We start from the raw sequence: 17250 nt of genomic DNA on the forward strand, positions 1-17250 counted from the left end.
TGGAACTAGGAGGTCGGCGGCCGCATCTCCTGACCACAGCACAGACTTGTCATGGTTCGACGCGAGTTGTGCCTGCCGAATGATCGGGTCCAGCCCGTACCAGTACTGCGTGATTCCTCCCGACCCCGGGTAGTCGGTGAGGAATAGATTCGCTAGTGTCTGCGGATCGGTCGTGAACCATCCCTCCGATGACTTCTGAGCGTGTTCTCCAAGTCGGTGCAGGTTCTGTGAGATTGCGGCTTGGGTAACTCCGACCTCGACGGCTAGTTCCCTTTGGGTGCGCGGTCGTCGGGTGCGGGCCAACGCGCGGATGAGCCCAAAGCGAGCCCAGGGTGTCTTTCCCCGTTGGGTAGAGGCCTGGAGTTGCCTCGGCTCCGGTTCATAGCGTTTTCGATTCCACCAGACGATTCCCTCTGTTGTTGCGACGACAGCAATGTTTGCGTCATCCGCGGCTAGACGAGCCAGGCTCTCGGTCACACGGGGGACCACATAGACCACTACGTGGTCGTTACGCTCCGCAGCAATGGCAGAGGGGGAGGGGGGTGTCTGCCGGGTGCGAAGTCGCGCATGTCGGCCGGCGATCTCGGCCTCAGTGAAGCTCTTTACTTCGACGGCGATGCCGGACGCTGTGAGCAGGTCGATGGCGTCGCTCGTTGTTGTTGCCACGGGCCTGCTCCCCAATCTATATAAGCTTCTTCGGGTTTCATCAATATAACTTATATTGGCCCGAACCACTAAAACTTATATCGCTGGGTTGAGAACCCGAGCGCGAGTCGGTTGTCTGCAGCACCTGCTTGACTGTCTACAGTGAAGTAGCGGCCGGGCGAGCGACACTGATGTCTGCCTGCACCCCGGCTCAGATCGGGAGTTCACGTGGCTGTCAAGACGACCAAGACCGCAGCAGCGAGTCTCGAAGACGCGCTCTGGGCCTCGGCCAATCAGCTCCGGTCGAGCATGGACGCCGCCGAGTACAAGCACGTCGTACTCGGCCTGATCTTCCTCAAGTACGTCTCCGACGTTTTCGAACGGCAACGCCTCAAGCTCGACGAGTTGTCCCGCGACGAGTCGAGCGACTACTTCACCCCGACCGACGCCGCCCGCGACGCGATGCTCGAGGACCGCGACGAATACACCGGCGACGGTGTCTTCTGGATGCCCGAAGGGCACCGCTGGGACGACCTCCGCAAGGCCGCGAAGCAGGCCGACATCGGCCGCCGCATCGACGACGCCATGGAGGCAATCGAGCGCGAGAACCCAACCCTCAAGGGCGTGCTGCCCAAGAACTACTCCCGCCGGGAGCTCACGCCGCAGACTCTCGGCGGCCTGATCGACTTGTTCTCCAACGAGAACCTGGCCGCCGAAGAGCACGAGAGCCTCGATGTGCTCGGTCGTGTGTTTGAGTACATGCTGAGCAAGTTCGCCAGCGCCGAAGGCAAGCTCGGCGGCGAGTTCTTTACTCCGCGCAGTGTCGTCAAGCTCATGGTTGACATGCTCGAGCCGTTCCGCGGCCGCGTGTACGACCCCGCGTGCGGCTCGGGCGGCATGTTCGTGCAGGCCGACCGGTTCGTGAAGGCTCATAACGGGCAGCGCAACGACATCAGCGTCTTCGGGCAAGAGCAGAACCCCACCACGTGGCGCCTGGCGAAGATGAACCTGGCACTGCGCGGCATCGAAGCGAACCTCGGCCCGCAGTGGGGTGACTCGTTCACCAACGATCAGCACCCTGATCTGCGGGCCGACTTCGTCATCGCGAACCCGCCGTTCAACATCAAGGGCTGGGGTGCCGATCGGTTGGCGGGGGATGCTCGCTGGAAGTACGGCATGCCTCCCGCGAACAACGCCAACTTCGCCTGGGTGCAACACATGCTGCACCACCTCGCCCCGACCGGCACGATGGCCACGGTGCTGGCGAACGGCTCGCTGTCGAGCCAGTCGGGCGGCGAGGGCGACATTCGCCGCGCGCTGGTCGAGGCCGACTTGGTGGAGTGCATCGTGTCGCTGCCGGGGCAGCTGTTCTTCACCACGCAGATTCCGGTGTGCCTGTGGTTCCTGACGAAAGACAAGAGCGGCAAGCAGGTCTCGACCGAGCGTTCGCAGCGCAGTCGCGCCGGCGAGGTGCTGTTCATTGACGCTCGGATGCTCGGCTCGATGGTCTCGCGCACGAACAAAGAGCTGACCGAGGCCGACATTGCTCGCATCGCCGACACGTATCACGCTTGGCGGGGCGAGCCGGGGGAGCAGCCGTACGAGGATGTTCCGGGCTTTTGCGCGAGCGTCACCCTCGACCAGATCGCGGAACACAGCCACGTGCTCACCCCCGGCCGCTACGTGGGCAGCGAAGCAGCCGAAGCGGATGACGAGCCGCTCGACGAGAAGATCGCACGCCTCAAGGCCGAGGTGCGGACGGGGTTTGAGCGTCGGGCGGAGTTGCAGGATCGGATCTTGAGCGTGATGGACTCGCTTGAGGTTGAGCATGGCTGAGACGGTGCCCTTGGGTGAGCTGATCTCGATTCGACGAGGAACCACCTACAAGGGCGCGCTTCTCGGTCAACCCGGCCCGTACTTGCTTGGGTTGGCCTCGATCGCCCGCAACGGGGGTTTCCGGAGCGACTCGCTCAAGACGTACGGGGGAGAATCGCCCGAGTCGCTTCTCGTAAAGCCGGGGGAACTCTTCGCGTCACTGAAGGACGTGACACAGGCCGCCGACTTGCTCGGGAGCGTTGCCCGGTTGCCCCTCGACGAACGGCCCGGCCGGCTGACGCAGGACACCGTGCGGCTCGATGTCGTGAGCGATCGTGTGGACCGGGACTACTTGTATTGGCTTCTTCGCACGCCCGGGTACCGCCAGTACTGCCGGGCTCACGCGACAGGAACCACGAACCTCGGCTTGCCCCGCGAGGACTTCCTCGGGTTTCCGGTGAGATTGCCGAGTCTCGACGAGCAGCGGCGCATCGCGGAGGTTCTGTGCGCGCTCGACGACCTCATCGACACGAACGAACAACAAATTGAACGACTCGGTCACCTTGTTGCTGAGTTGTACCAGCGGGCCCTGGCCCGGGGGTGCCCCGGGTACTTCCGTTCCTCGATGTCTTCAAGGTCGAGTTTGGTGGTGCCTTCAAGGGTAGTTACTTCACCAAACCGGGAGTGGGGCTGCCCCTCATCCGAATCCGCGACCTCAAAACGGCGAGTTCCGACACCTGGACAACTGAGCGACTTCCGAACGACGTTGTGATCGCCCCAGGGGACATCTTGTTCGGCATGGACGCCGAGTTCCGCGCTTCGCAGTGGGTCGGGCCCACGTCGCTACTCAACCAGCGTGTTTGCCGGGTAACGGCTCCAGGGGCCAGCAACGCCTTCGTCTTGGAAGCCTTGAAGGCGCCACTCGCGTATATCGAAGGTCACAAGACGGGCACTACCGTGATCCACCTGAACAAACGTGATCTCGAGGAAACCAGTGTCCTGATCCCATCCGACACGGCAGTGTCTGAATTCGACGCTGTAGCTGAGCCTCTTCGACTTTGGAATGTTTCCTTGAGCGCGGAGAATGAGCAGCTTCGCCGCACGCGCGACGAGCTGCTCCCGCTGTTGATGTCGGGTGCCGTGCGGGCGCGGCCGGAGGGGGTCGCGGCGTGAGCGGAATCCCGACCGAGGCGGACTTCGAAGAGCTGGTGCTCAACGAGCTGCGGTCTGCGGGGTGGGCGGTGCAGCACGGGCCGGAGATCGACCCGGAGTCGGAGCATCCGGAACGCGGTGATTACCGCGAGGTCGTGTTGGCCCCGCGTCTGCGCGCGGCCGTTGCTCGGCTGAACCCGCAGCTCGACGCTGACGAGGTCGACGAAGTCGTGAAGACCGTGGTGCGGCCCGAGTCACAGGTGGTGATGAGCGAGAACTGGCGGGAGTACCAGCTGCTCACGCAGGGGGTTCCGGCCGAGACGCGCGACGCCGAGGGAAACCCGCGCACCGTGCGCGCGCGCCTCATCGACTGGGCGGATGCTGCCACCAACGACCTCGTCGCCGTCAACCAGTTCAGCATCGTGTCGGCGAGTGGCGCGAAGCGGCGGCCCGACGTGGTGCTGTTCGTCAACGGTCTGCCGCTCGTGCTGATCGAGCTGAAGCGGGCGGGCAATCAGGGGTCGAGCCTCAAGGGTGCGTTCAACCAGGTGAAGACCTATGTGAACGACATCCCGGATCTCTTCGCGTTCGTGCAGTTCGCCGTCATCAGTGACGGCGTGCAGGCACGGGCGGGGGCGTTCACCGCGGCGTGGGAGCACTACGCGCCGTGGAAGACGATCGAGGGCGAGTTGGCGCCCGCGTTCCTGCCCGAGTACCAGGTGCTCGTGCAGGGCATGCTGCAGCCGGCGCGTCTGCTCGACCTGGTGTCGACGTTCACCGTGTTCCTCGGCGACGCCGGGTCGTTTGTGCGGTTCGGGGCGAAGTATCACCAGTTCTGGGCGGTCAACAAGGCCGTGTTCGCGACCGTCGAAGCTGTGGAGGGCGACGGCCGTGCCGGTGTCGTGTGGCACACGCAGGGCTCAGGCAAGAGCTACGAGATGCTCTGGTACGCGGGCAAGGTCATGCGGCACCCGGCGATGGAGAACCCCACCGTCGTCGTGCTGACCGACCGCAACGACCTCGACGACCAACTGTTCGACGACACCTTCGCCGCAGCCCTCCCCGGCGCGCCCCTGCCCGAAAAGCCCGTCCAGGCGGGATCGCGCGCGGAGCTCAAGACGCTGCTCAGCGGGCGGGCCTCGGGCGGCATCATCTTCTCTACGATCCAGAAGTTTGGCATCTCCCGCGAGGAGAAGGACGCCGGTACGTCGTTCCCGCTCTTGTCGGATCGGTCGAACATCGTGGTGATCGTCGATGAGGCGCACCGCTCGAACTACGACTTCATCGATGGCTTCGCCCGCCACCTGCGCGACGGCCTTCCGAACGCCACGTTCATTGGGTTCACCGGCACGCCGATTGAGTCGAGTGACAAGTCGACCAAGAACGTGTTTGGCGACTACATCGACACCTATGACCTCACCCAAGCAGTCGAAGACGGCGCCACCGTGAAGGTCTTCTACGAACCGCGCCTCGCCCGCGTCGAGCTTCCCGCTCAGGCGATGGGGGAGATCGACAGCGCCTTCCGGGATGCGACGTCGATGTCGGAGGAGGATGCGCGGGAGCGGTTGAAGTCGAAGTGGGCGAAGGTCGAAGCGATCGTCGGTTCCGACAAACGGATGGCCGAGCTTGCCGCGGATCTGGTGCAGCACTGGGAACAGCGCCGCGAAGCTCAAGTGGGTAAGGCGATGGTCGTCACGATGTCGCGTCGCATTGCCGCGTCCCTGTATGACGCGATCGCGAAGCTCCGCCCTGACTGGGTTACCGATGACGACGCGACGGGCCGGATCAAGGTCGTCATCACGGGGTCCGCTGCCGATGACCAGACCTTGCAGCCTCACATCCGCTCGAAAGAAGCATTGCGGGCGTTGAAGGCGCGCGCGAAGGACTCGAACGACGAGCTCGAGCTGGTGATCGTTCGGGACATGTGGCTGACCGGGTTTGATTCTCCGTCGATGCACACGATGTATGTCGACAAGCCGATGCGGGGTGCGAACCTCATGCAGGCCATCGCTCGTGTGAATCGGACCTTCCGCGACAAGCCTGCCGGTCTTGTCGTCGACTACCTCGGCATCGCAGAGGATCTGAAGTCGGCCTTGTCCGAATACACGCAGCGCGACCAGGAAAATCAAGAACTCGGCCAAGACGTCCGCGCTGAAGCCGTGCCGGGGATGCTGTCGACCCACCATGTGGTCGACACGATCCTCCACGACTACAAATGGCGCGAAGGCCTCGCCGCCGGCGGCCCGAAAGCGTTCATCGACACCCTCACCGGCACGATCGAATTCCTCCTCAAGGCGCACGTCGACGGCGACTGCACTGGCGAGGCGCTGTGCCTGAAGCACCGCTTCCTCACCCAGGCCAGCAAGTTCGTCCGCCTCTACACAATCTGCGCCGGCACCCCCGAAGCCGAACAACTCAAGGGCGACGCCGCCTTCTTCGAAGCCGTCCGCGGGCAGATTTCTAAGATGGAAGGCGGCGACCGCCGCGAGAACCCCGACGCCGAGCTCGACACGGCCATCAGACAGATCGTGTCCGACGCGATGACCGGCGTCGGCGTCATCGACATCTACGCAGAAGCCGGCCTCTCAAAGCCTGACCTCTCGCTGATCGATGACGAGTTCATCGAACGGTTCAAGACGTCCGACCGCAAGAATCTGCAACTGGAGATGCTGCGCCGCCTTCTCAGCCAAGAGATCACCCGCATCAGCAAGCGCAACATCGTCGCCAGCAAACAGTTCAGCGAGATGCTCTCCGAGTCGCTGTTGCGATATCAGAACCGCACGCTCGACTCAGCTCAGGTCATCGCAGCCTTGGCCGACCTCGCGCGGCAAATGACCGCTGAAGCGAACCGGGCTGAGAAGCTCGGGCTCACGACTGACGAGCTCGCGTTTTACGACGCCATCCGTACCAACGACTCCGCCGTGATCGAGCTCGGCGACGACACCCTCAAAGCGATCGCTCACGACCTCGTCGAAATCGTCCGCCGCGACGCAAAGACCGACTGGGCGGTGAAAGAGCAGGTGCGAGCCAAGCTCCGCGCGACCATCAAGCGACTGTTGCGCAAATACGGGTATCCGCCGGACCAGGCCGAGGGTGCCACCGCTCTCGTCCTTCAGCAGGCCGAAGCCGTCGCTGCAGCATAAGGATTCAACAGACAAGACCCATGGAGAGGAACCAACATGCTTGAGCGAATTCGAATCGAGCGGTTCAAGTCAATTTCAGACTCGACCATCGATTTGGCCCGTGTAAACGTCCTGGTCGGGCCCAATAACGCCGGCAAGTCCAGCGTCCTCCAAGCGATGCAATTCGCGGTCTCCGTGGCTCAGAGCCTGAAGCTTGATGGTTCTGCGTCTTGGAGGTCTGATGTTCTTGCCGGCAGTTTGGCAACTCAGCAGCTGATCTATACGCCGCTCCGGGACGTGCAGGCGCTGGCCGCTGGAGGAGCTTTACGCCAAGGTGACAGTAGCGCGATCGCTGTGTCGTTCTTCGCAGACGGCGGGACAAAGGCGGCTGTGACTGTGAAGCGCGGAAAGAATCGCAACATCGCCGTCAAAATTGCAGGCAGAGAGCTTGGCGAGCAGTTGTCGCTCGTGGAAACACCCTTCAGTGTTGTGTCGCCGGGGTTGGCAGGTATGCCCGCGTACGAAGAGTTCAAGTCTCCTGGTTTGGTGAGGCGCGCCGCGGCGAGAGGGGACGCCAACTCAGTCTTTCGAAATGTCTTGTGGACACTGCGTCAGGATCCACCTGGCTGGAAAGAATTCTCTGACTCGCTCAGGAGGGTGTTTCACGACATCCAGATCGACGTGGAGTTCAACGAGCAGACCGACGAGCACATCAACGCGACGATCACGCGCGAAGGTCTCACTCTTCCGATTGATGCCGCGGGCACTGGAGTTCTGCAGGCCATACAGGTCCTTTCGTACATCAGCGTGTACAAGCCCAAACTCTTGATCCTCGACGAGCCCGACTCGCACCTACACCCCGATAATCAGCGAAAATTGATGCGCCTGATTGCCTCCGAAGCGGAAGATAGGGACTTCCAGGTGGTCATGTCCTCCCACAGCCGACACATCATCGATGAGACGGGGAGTCTTGGAGCGAATCTCCTCTGGTTCAGCGGTGGGACGTTGCGGTCTGGAGATTTTGACCAAGTGGCCGCTCTTCTGGAACTTGGCGCCCTGGATGCGGGTGACCGGCTGAAGGCAGGCGCCACGGAATTGGTCGTATTGACCGAGGACGATCGAACGGGCGGTCTGAACCGTCCCCGGTTTGATGCCGTTTCCTTTCGAGTCTGGAAGGACAATGTTGATCATGCCCAGGAAGATCCCGAAGGAGACCCGGCAGCGCGCGATGCGGCTGGTGCTTGATCATCTCGATGAGTATCCGAACCTCACCACCGCCTGTCAGACGGTCGCTTCCCGGCTCGGTTTCGGTGCCGAGTCGCTTCGTCGTTGGGTGCGCCAGGCGCAGGTCGACGCCGGTGCGCGCGACGGCCTGACCACGAACGATCTGGAGCGCATTCGGAAGCTGGAACGGGAGAATCGTGAGTTGCGTGAAGCGAATGCGATGGCGGATTCAACCGGTCAGCGCAATGAGTGCTGTGAGATGAAGCAGACGCTGATCTCGGGAGGCATTCGTTGCAGGGCAAGCATGGTCATCTCAGTCGTGAGCAGAAGCAGCTCGCGCTCCGTCTCCACTCGAAGGGGTGGCGGCTCATCGATATCGCCCGCGAGATCGGCTGCACGGCCCCGATGGTCGGCCGCATGGCGCGGGAAGGGCGTCACCTCGACGGGAAGCCGTTCGGCTGGGAGCCGCGCGAGGGGCATCTGACGGTCTTCGATCGTGAGGAGATCCTGGTTGGTCTCGCGCGCGGTGACACGTTGACCGCGATCGCGCTCGCCCTGGGACGGGCGGTGTCGACGGTCAGCCGCGAGGTCAAGCGCGGCGGCGGGCGGGAGGGGTACTCGGCGTGGCGGGCGCATGAGGACGCGCGAGAGCAGGCCCGCCGACCGAAGCCGTTCAAGCTTGACGGTGGACGGCTGCTCGAGGTTGTCGCGACGCAGCTGGAGCAACTGTGGTCTCCGCAGGAGATCGCCGCCCGCCTACGGTTGGAGCATCCCGACGACCCGGAGATGCACGTGAGTCACGAGACGATCTACCAGTCCCTGTTCGTGCAGGGACGCGGGCAGTTGCGCCGCGAGCTTGCCCGCTGCCTGCGGTCAGGGCGTGCGGCACGGAAGTCGCGGACCGCGACGGACCGGCGAGGCCGGCTGCCAGGGATGGTGATGATCAGCGAGCGCCCCGCGGAGGTCGAAGACCGCGCCGTGCCGGGGCATTGGGAAGGCGACTTGATCCTCGGTGAGAACAGTCGCAGCGCCGTGGGAACCCTCGTTGAACGCAGCACCCGCCTCACACTTCTGCTGCACCTGCCCGACGGGAAGAGCGCCGACAAGGTGGAGGCCGCAATGCGCGAGGCGATCACCGCGTTGCCGGCGTCGCTGGCGCGGACGATCACCTGGGATCAGGGCGCCGAGATGGCCAAGCATTCCGAGTTCACGACAGCGACCGGCATCCCGATCTACTTCTGCGACCCGCACTCCCCGTGGCAGCGCGGAAGCAACGAGAACACCAACGGACTGCTACGCCAGTACCTGCCGAAGAGCACCGATCTGAGCATCGTCACCCGCGCTGAGCTGACCGCGATCCAGGACTCGCTCAACGGACGACCACGCAAAACGCTCGGCTATCTGACACCATCGGAGAAGTTCACAGAACTCGTTGCGACCACCGGTTGAATCCGCCGATCCTGCGTGATGCCGCGGTTTTCTTCGCCGGGGAAATCGACCCCCGACGCCGCTGATCCTCGCCTTCCCCGAGGAGTAGCGCGCTCTTGGCCGCTCGGTCGGGTTGATCTGCACGGTTCTGCGTGAGCAGGGCGTGCCGGTCGCCGAGCGCACCTATCGGGGCTGGACGCGCGCCCAGCCCAGTCAGCGAGATATCGACGACGCCCACCTCATCGAGGCGATCCGCGTCGCCCGCGTAGGCGACAAGGGTGAGCCAACACCTGAGTCGCTCTATGGGCGCCGGAAGATGACCGCGCTGCTGCGCCGGCACGGTATGACTGTTTCCAGCAGCCGCGTCGATCGGCTGATGCGCCAGCTGGGCATCAACGGCCTCGTGCGCGGCAAGGGTGCGCGGACCACCGTGCCGGATCCCGCAGCAACTCGCGCCCCGGACCTGCTGGATCGTGACTTCACCGCCGCCGCCCCGAACACGCGGTGGGTGGCCGATTTCACCTACGTGCGCACCTGGGCAGGGTTTGGTTATGTCGCGTTCGTCATCGACTGCTTCTCCCGCGCGATCGTCGGCTGGCATGCAGCGACAACGAAGGCAACGCCGTTGGTGACCACCGCGTTGCGGATGGCGTTGTGGCGACGCGACCGTGCCGGGCATCGTGTGGGCGACGGGCTGGTGGATCACAGCGACGCCGGAGCTCAGTTCCGGAGCAGGGCGATGGCCCGCGAGCTGCGCCGTCACGACATGGTCGGATCGATGGGGCGCGTCGGCGCGGCCGGGGACAACGCGGCGATGGAGAGCTTCTGGTCACTGTTGCAGACGAACGTCCTCAACCAGCAGCGGTGGGCGACGCGGCAGGAGCTTCGCCTCGCCATCGTCGTCTGGATCGAGCGGAAGTATCACCGCCAGCGAGCCCAGGACACCCTCGGCGGGTTGACGCCCATCGAGTTCGAAGCCAAGCTAACCGAGCCGCTCACACTCGCGGCCTAAACCGAAACTGTCACCAGTTCGTTCCTCACGCCCTTCACCACGATACCCCGCTGTGGTCCGGCTGTCGATCCCCGCCCGCAGCGCGAACTCTAGGCCTTCACTGTGGCCAGCTCGTCCCAATGGGTCGTCGCACGCGGAGTCAGCATCGAGCGCTTCATCTGCCATGACGGTCCCGGGCGGAATCCTCCATATCCAAGCCCCAGGAGCTCGCGGCCTTCCTTGCGCTGCACCTCGTCGATCAGCTCCGCGACGCCGGCCTCTTCATGCGCATGGCGGAACAGCTCGAGGGCTGATGTGCGTCGGCGGGGCGAAGGTCGGTGAGCATGATGCCGGCTCGGGCGTACCGGATGCCGTTCTCGATCAGCGGCAGCAGTCGGTGGGCAGCGCGGGTGAGCTCGACGGGATCCGCTGTGGGGAAGGGGAGCTTGACGAGCACGGACGGAGAGGATCGCTGTTCGGAGTAGTGGGACGTGCCGGCGAACACCGTCATCAGCTTTGCCACCTGGTGGTGCTTGACCAGTCGAGTTGCTCCCTGCTGGGTATTGATCGACAGGGCCTGTCGTATGCCGTCTCTTGTGGTGACTTTCTCGGAGAACGAGCGGCTGACGATCAGCTGCTCTTTGCGCCCGGTGCGGTCCTCCTCGGCGACGATGCTCGGCACTCCGCGCAGTTCCAGTGCCGTGCGCATCACCACGACGTTGAATGCCTTGCGGATTCGGACTGGATCGGCTGCGGCGAGATCCGCGATCGTCGAGATTCCAATCGCCACCAGGCGCCGCTCGAGGCGAGAGGCGATACCCCAGACTCGGACACGGGCAGGGACGACATCAGCCGGTGTCGCCTCTGTGGCCGTGTCGCTGGCCACACGCAGACCCCGGTGAACACATCTAACTTCTTCGCGGCGCGGTTGCTGAGCTTGGCCAACGTGCGCGTCTCCGCGATCCCGACGTACACTGGCACACCGATGAGCCGTCGCAGCGTCGATCGGATGTCTCGGCCGAGGTCTGTCATCGCGGCGGGATCCCGTGCTATCTTCGGCGAGATCTTGAGGAATGCTTCGTCGATCGAGTAGATCTCGAGGTCCGGGGTGAAGCGAGCCAGGACGTCCATAGTGCGTCTGGACATGTCGCCGTAGAGCTCATAATTCGAGCTCAGTGCCCGCACTCCCAGGCGGTCGGCGTGAGGGCGCAGCTCGAACCAGGGCTTCCCGAGATCCAAGCCCAGTGCCTTCGCTTCGCGGCTGGCGGCGACGACCATCCCGTCGTTGTTGCTCAGCACCACGGTCGGGACCGCTTCCAGATCTGGCCGGAAGACGCGCTCGAAGGACACGTGTGCGCTGTTGACGTCGACGTGCGCCAGCACGGCTACCTCCTCACCGTGCCGGTACATTGCGATGTTCGCAATTGCAAAGTGCGCAATCAATGACACGCGGAACGCGGTGGGCTCGCTCGCTTGCGCCCGCGGGGCTATTCCTCATGGCCAACAGGCCTACGCGGCGCGGGCGATGTTGTCTCATTCGCAGCAAGGGGCGCCGCGATGTTGATGCTCACTTGGATAGTCGGAGGCAGGGTGAGCGCCGCAGGATCAATGACGTCGATCATCGTTTCGCCTCACCCCTCGAAGTGGTGTCGATGGCTGGGCTGTCGGGTCGAGCGCTCGTACGCCAGATGATGCGCAGGACGTTGATCACATCGTCAAGATCTGTGCCGCTAGATGAGGTGTCGGCAAGAGGATTGCCTCGTCGCCATAGCCGCAGCCGCGCTGTCCGAAGGCAGGAACTGGCGAATCTCCGATCTTGTGGCCGCGTCCTGAAACCGTGCCGCGTTGTTCACCCAGCCGACCAAGGGGGCATGCTCCTCGGCGGGTTCAGCGGCCGCGACCGCTGCGGTGGATCACCTGCGTCAACTTCGAGGCAATGCACTCGAGCATCCGTGTTGTGGGCAGGCGTCGGGTCCAGGTTCACTACGTGACCGACCGCGGATAGGTGTTTCGAGATGACCTGACCAATGCCGCCGCTCGCGCCGGTTACGACGAAGGATGCCGAGGCATCCTTATGGTCGACCCTCATCTGTCCATCCTGCCGCGACCTAACGCGTTCGTTGTGGAGCACGCTGCTCCGTCGAACTACAGATTCAATGACAAAGAGCGCGGCGGCATGAGCGCGCCTCTCGAAACCGCTGCCCCGGATTGTCGCGATCACGCCCCACAAGATCAACGGCACTGACGACAGAATCACCGGCGGCGGACAGCTGATGCGCGTGACGATCGGCCGTCGGTTTCCTGATCGGTGGTGTGCACCGCTGCCCACAGTTCCACAACCATCGGTTCGTCGAGCAGGTCGCGAGCGGCGGCGGAAGGGCACGAACTCGTTGCCCTCGCGACCCAGATGTACAACGAATTCAGCGGGTCGTACCGGATCTGGCATGGCCGTGTGGCGCCTTCTCCCCTCACACCGGCGGCGCGCAACTCGGTGAGCCGGCGGGACTTGTAGACCCGGCTGGCGAAATTGATGCCTTAGTCCTGCAGCGTGCAGGTCTTGCCCGGCAGCAGACCGATGAACTTCGTCTACGCCGAACGGCACGTGAATCTCCGGAGCGACCCGCCGGTACGCCCGTACCATCTCGTTCGGCGTTAAGCCTCGATCCACCGATGAGTCGGGGTGTTGAGCGGCGTCGTGACATAGAAATGCCCCTCTGACCGGGAAGAATAGAGCTTGCTTAGGGTTCTGTTCGTCTAGTCGGAGAGGCATCTCGTAGATGCAATTCAAGCACGCCCCCACCGCGGTGTCCGTGGTCTTCGATGATCCGAATCTCGTGTCGGCTGCGGGCCTGGTTCCGATGCTTCGGCTCGCGCAGTCGGCTGGGCTGGCGGAGCTCGCTCAGGGGCGGTTGAGCGTCCCGACGGACAAGGGTGCCAATGCGGGCGCGAAAGTCTCCGCGCTGGTCGCGGGGATGCTCGCCGGCGCGGACTCGATCGACGATATGAACCTGCTCCGCCACGGCGGGATGGGGCGGCTGTTCGACCGAACCTATGCCCCGTCGACGCTGGGGTCGTTCCTTCGGGAGTTCCGGTTCGGGCACGTCCGCCAGCTCGACGCCGTCGCCTCCCGGGTCCTGCAGGGCCTGACCTCTCAGGCTCCGCTCCTGCAGACCCGCGTTGGTGAGCGGGTGATGGTCGATCTGGACGACACCATCATCGAGGTCCACGGGTATCAGAAGCAGGGCGCCGGGTTCGGATACTCCGGAGTCCGCGGACTGAATGCCCTCCTCGCCACGGCCTCCACGAGCGCGTCCGCTCCGGTGATCCTCAGCCAGCGGCTGCGGCAGGGGAAGACTGGCTCCCCGAAGGGCGCGGCGAGGATCGTCGGCGATGCCCTCGCGACCCTGCGCCGCGCCCGCGCCGGGGAGCGCCCGTTGCTGCGCGCGGACTCCGCGTTCTACGGATACGCGACTGTTGGCACCGCGCTCAAAGCTGGCGCAGACGTGTCGGTCACCGTCCGGATGGACCCCGCAGTGAAGGCCGCGATCACCACGATCAGCGAGGATGCGTGGACCACAATCGAATACACCGACGCGATCCGCGACGAGACCACCGGGCAATGGATCTCCAAAGCGGAAGTCGCAGAGATCCCGTTCACCGCGTTCCGGTCCAGGAAGAAGTCCAAGCAGATCGCCGGCAGGTTGATCGTCCGGCGCATCCCCGACCTCAACCCGAAGAACATCGACGCGCCGACGCTGTTCGACACCTTTCGGCACCACGCGTTCTTCGCCACTACCGACAAGGACGACATGGACACCGTGGCCGCGGACAAGACCCACCGCGGTCACGCGATCATCGAGCAAGTCCACGCCGATCTCAAGAACGGCCCGCTCGCGCACCTGCCGTCAGGGGCATTCGCCGCGAACAGCGCCTGGCTCGTCCTCGCCGTCATCGCGTTCAACCTCACCCGCACCGCCGGCGTGATCGCCGACCACGCGGGACGCCTTGCCAGAGCGACGACCGCGACGATCCGCCGCACCCTCATCCACGTCCCGGCACGGCTGGCGCGCTCCGCACGCCGGATCACGCTGCACCTGCCCGAGGCCTGGCCCTGGCAGAACGCCTTCCACCGACTGTTCACGATCACGCACGCGCCCCCACCCGCCGCGACCCCCTGACCACCGCCGCTACCGCGGCACGACCGAGGAGCCAGTGGACGACCGGGACGCGACGCCCGGAACTCAGCCCTGCCCTCGACACTTCACCACACGCCGATCACACCGACCCGGCCCACCCAAGTCTCATCGGTGGATCGAGGTTAAGGTCCGGCTGGGCACGAGAGGATCCCACAGCCCAGATTGCCTGACAACGCGGCGACTGCTGAGCACTGTTAGCGCCGACGTGAACGGACCCCCTAGCGCCAAACTGGGATGGCAGATCGCCGAGAAGATGGGTGTCTCCCTGAACACGGTGTACGTGTACCGCAGCAACGATCGGCGATAAGTTGCCGGGGCCTGCTGGGTTTCCCGACCCGGTCGCCTTCGCGGGCGCACAGTGCTGTTCGATGAGAGGGCGATCGACGCGTACATCGAGCGCGCGCTCTGGGACCCGAGGCCGCGCCGGTCGGTCACCGCGCACCGCGCCTCGGCACACGGGCCCGACCGCATCTTTCCCCTACCGCATTAGAGAGTCCATCACCGACGGCGCCGGCGCACCGAGTATCACCACCCTCAAGAGGCTTGGGACCCGCTGCAGCTGAACCCCGTCACCTTTGGCGAGCGGATGCGTGGCCGCACAACCTGGACGCCCGCCGAGCGGGAACGCATCGCCTCCATCCTCGAAACAGACACCAGCGACACCAACGACCAGGTCGAGCAACTGCGGCGCCCAACGGCGCGCCTAGAGAGGAGCTGATGGTGAATGAGCGGGTCGTTGCCTGACACACCGCTGACGTCCACCTCGCCACAGGCAAGGACAGAATGCATGAGGCCTGCTGGGTTTTCCGCTCACTTCTGTGGGAACGCATCTTCACCCCTCCGGAGCACGACCGGCCAGCCGCTCTTCTCCCTGGGATAGTTGTCATCCTTCTCGGCGCCCTCTGGTACATCGGCTGGCGCCTGAGAATCCGCCGGGAGCCATGGCTGTCTCGCTGACCGCGAGATACTCTCAGACGCCAAGGCGGTGGGCCGAGGGACGGACTAGGAGAGCCGGTGGGCACGACGCGCAAACCCTCGGCATTAGGAACGTCGATTCCACCCACCCGAGATCTCACGCTGGATCTCGCTCGGGTAGCATGCGTGATGGTCGTGCTCGTCATGCACCTCCTGCAGACGGGTATCGGGACGACGCCCGATGGACGACTCGTCGCGTCCTTTCCACTCGAGCGCCAGCCGTGGTTCGCCGCGGCGTCGTGGGTGGGACAGATAATGCCACTCTTCTTCGTCGTCGGCGGATTCGCCGCAGCGCTCGGATGGCGCTCCGCACAACTCAGGGGAACGACACCAAACGGGTTCATCCGGGCCCGTGTACTACGGCTCACCCAGCCCTCGCTACCCCTTTTCCTCTTCTTCGCCGTGGTCCTGACGGTGGTGTCGTTCCTGCCCGTTCCGACTGCGCTCGTGGCCGATGCGGCCGTGGGAGCCGGATCGCCGCTCTGGTTCCTCGCCGCATACCTGCTCTGCCAGACCGCGGTCCCGAGCATGATGCGGCTCCATACAAGCGTCCCCCGGACCACGATCGCGGTGCTGGCGGCGCTCGTCGTCGCGGTCGACGTTGCCCGTTTCACGACGGGGGAGCGGGACATCGGTCTGCTGAACCTGGCCTTCGTCTGGATACTGGTGCAGCAAATCGGCTTCTGGTACGCCGACGGCTGGTTCGATCGTCGCACTCCGCTCGCCCTGGTTGCGATTGTCGCGGGGTGCTATCTGGCACTCGGGGCATTGACGGCGTGGGGCCCGTACAACAACAACATGCTCTACAATCTCAATCCCGCGACGCTACCGCTCGTCCTGCTGGGACTCGCCCAGGCGTGCCTCCTGCGACTTCTGCGCCGCCCCCTCACCCGTCTCATGGAAACCCGCAGCGTCCGCGCCTTTGTCCTGTTCACCGGCTCGCGTCTGATGACGATTTACCTGTGGCACCTGCCGGTTATCCTCTTCGTCAAGGGCATCGAGCTGGCGCTGCCGGGTCTGTCTCCGAACCCTGAAACGGCGGCGTGGTGGTGGTCGCGGCTGCCGGTGTTGGCGGTGGTGTTGGCAGTTCTCTACGTCGTGACGCTCCTCCTCGCACGCTGGGAGGTGATCGGACCGCTTCCGCCTGCTCCGGCCAAGGCCATCGTGGCCGCTGCGTGGGTGCTGGTATTCATACCGCCGTTCGGCGTCATGTGGTTTGGCCTGGATCTGTGGTGGGCTCTTCTCGGAGCGCTTTCCTACGCGATCGCGGTACCACTGCTCCGGAGCTCGATCGGGTTGAAGACGCCGAGCACCTTCTTCCGGGCTCCCTCGTAGCCGATCGGCTCGTATCCCAGCGCTTCGCTAATCGAGCATGGGCCGGTTCTCCTCCGCGTCGTAGGTGAGCAGCCGCGGCGAGTGCAGCGGGCGACCGGGACGCCCTGACGATTCAGCTCCGCGTGGATCTTCCGCGCGCCATAGACGCCAAGGTCGCCTTGTGGGCGGTCGTGATGTCCACGATCCGCTCCGTGTCCCTCATCACCCTCGCAAAGGGTGGGCGGGCCTTCGCGGCGCAATAGGGCAACCGCGCGACTGGAAAGCACGCCCACCCCGCCTGCCCCGGTCGAGCGGGTGGCCGGCGAAGAACAGTTGTGCGCGTCAGAGCAGCTCAGGGATGCGTTGTTCCTCGCGATTGGCTGAGAGC

10 protein-coding genes and 1 pseudogene are annotated in these 17250 nt (G+C 64.4%); 10 read left to right on the plus strand and 1 reads right to left on the minus strand.

The features are described 5' to 3' along the window. The first annotated feature begins 873 nt into the window (after nt 1-873). The 8 genes from CPY97_RS03930 (at nt 874) to CPY97_RS03965 (ending at nt 10398) form a co-directional block, all read left to right on the plus strand. Entirely contained in the window at nt 874-2481 is a 1608-nt protein-coding gene (locus tag CPY97_RS03930) for a type I restriction-modification system subunit M (RefSeq protein WP_197702250.1), read from the plus strand. Then, nucleotides 2474-3232, plus strand: coding sequence for a restriction endonuclease subunit S (locus CPY97_RS03935; protein ID WP_096420880.1), 759 nt, complete (start codon nt 2474-2476; stop codon nt 3230-3232). Before CPY97_RS03930 ends, CPY97_RS03935 begins: the two co-directional genes overlap by 8 nt. 26 nt (nt 3233-3258) lie before the next feature. After that, nucleotides 3259-3633, plus strand: coding sequence for a hypothetical protein (locus tag CPY97_RS03940; protein ID WP_150129185.1), 375 nt, complete (start codon nt 3259-3261; stop codon nt 3631-3633). Next, nucleotides 3630-6755 carry a type I restriction endonuclease subunit R gene (locus CPY97_RS03945; RefSeq protein ID WP_197702251.1) on the plus strand — a complete coding sequence of 1042 codons (3126 nt, stop codon included), beginning with the start codon at nt 3630-3632 and terminating at the stop codon, nt 6753-6755. The genes CPY97_RS03940 and CPY97_RS03945 overlap by 4 nt, the downstream gene beginning before the upstream one ends. 36 nt (nt 6756-6791) lie before the next feature. Further along, nucleotides 6792-7979 carry an AAA family ATPase gene (locus CPY97_RS03950; RefSeq protein WP_096420882.1) on the plus strand — a complete coding sequence of 396 codons (1188 nt, stop codon included), beginning with the start codon at nt 6792-6794 and terminating at the stop codon, nt 7977-7979. Next, nucleotides 7924-8442, plus strand: a complete 519-nt coding sequence (locus tag CPY97_RS13665) for a transposase (RefSeq protein WP_161494063.1) — start codon at nt 7924-7926, stop codon at nt 8440-8442. The genes CPY97_RS03950 and CPY97_RS13665 overlap by 56 nt, the downstream gene beginning before the upstream one ends. Then, nucleotides 8376-9407: an IS30 family transposase gene (locus CPY97_RS03960; RefSeq protein WP_231924029.1), complete on the plus strand. Its 1032-nt coding sequence runs from the start codon at nt 8376-8378 to the stop codon at nt 9405-9407. The genes CPY97_RS13665 and CPY97_RS03960 overlap by 67 nt, the downstream gene beginning before the upstream one ends. A 142-nt stretch (nt 9408-9549) precedes the next feature. Beyond that, nucleotides 9550-10398: an IS3 family transposase gene (locus CPY97_RS03965; RefSeq protein ID WP_161494064.1), complete on the plus strand. Its 849-nt coding sequence runs from the start codon at nt 9550-9552 to the stop codon at nt 10396-10398. Nucleotides 10399-10487: 89 nt separating this feature from the next. Here CPY97_RS03965 and CPY97_RS03970 read toward each other — a convergent pair. After that, a pseudogene (locus CPY97_RS03970) lies at nt 10488-11787 on the minus strand (Y-family DNA polymerase). A gap of 1367 nt (nt 11788-13154) precedes the next feature. Here CPY97_RS03970 and CPY97_RS03975 point away from each other — a divergent pair. After that, on the plus strand, nt 13155-14555 hold the full coding sequence (locus CPY97_RS03975; RefSeq protein WP_096420760.1) for an IS1380 family transposase: 1401 nt from the start codon (nt 13155-13157) through the stop codon (nt 14553-14555). A 1032-nt stretch (nt 14556-15587) separates the two neighbouring features. Further along, the gene (locus tag CPY97_RS03980) at nt 15588-16883 is read left to right on the plus strand and encodes an acyltransferase family protein (RefSeq protein WP_269457834.1); all 1296 of its coding nucleotides are present in this window, start codon (nt 15588-15590) and stop codon (nt 16881-16883) included. Nucleotides 16884-17250 lie beyond the last annotated feature (367 nt).

It is taken from the genome of Microcella alkaliphila (assembly GCF_002355395.1).
Taxonomy (GTDB): Bacteria; Actinomycetota; Actinomycetes; order Actinomycetales; family Microbacteriaceae; genus Microcella; species Microcella alkaliphila_A.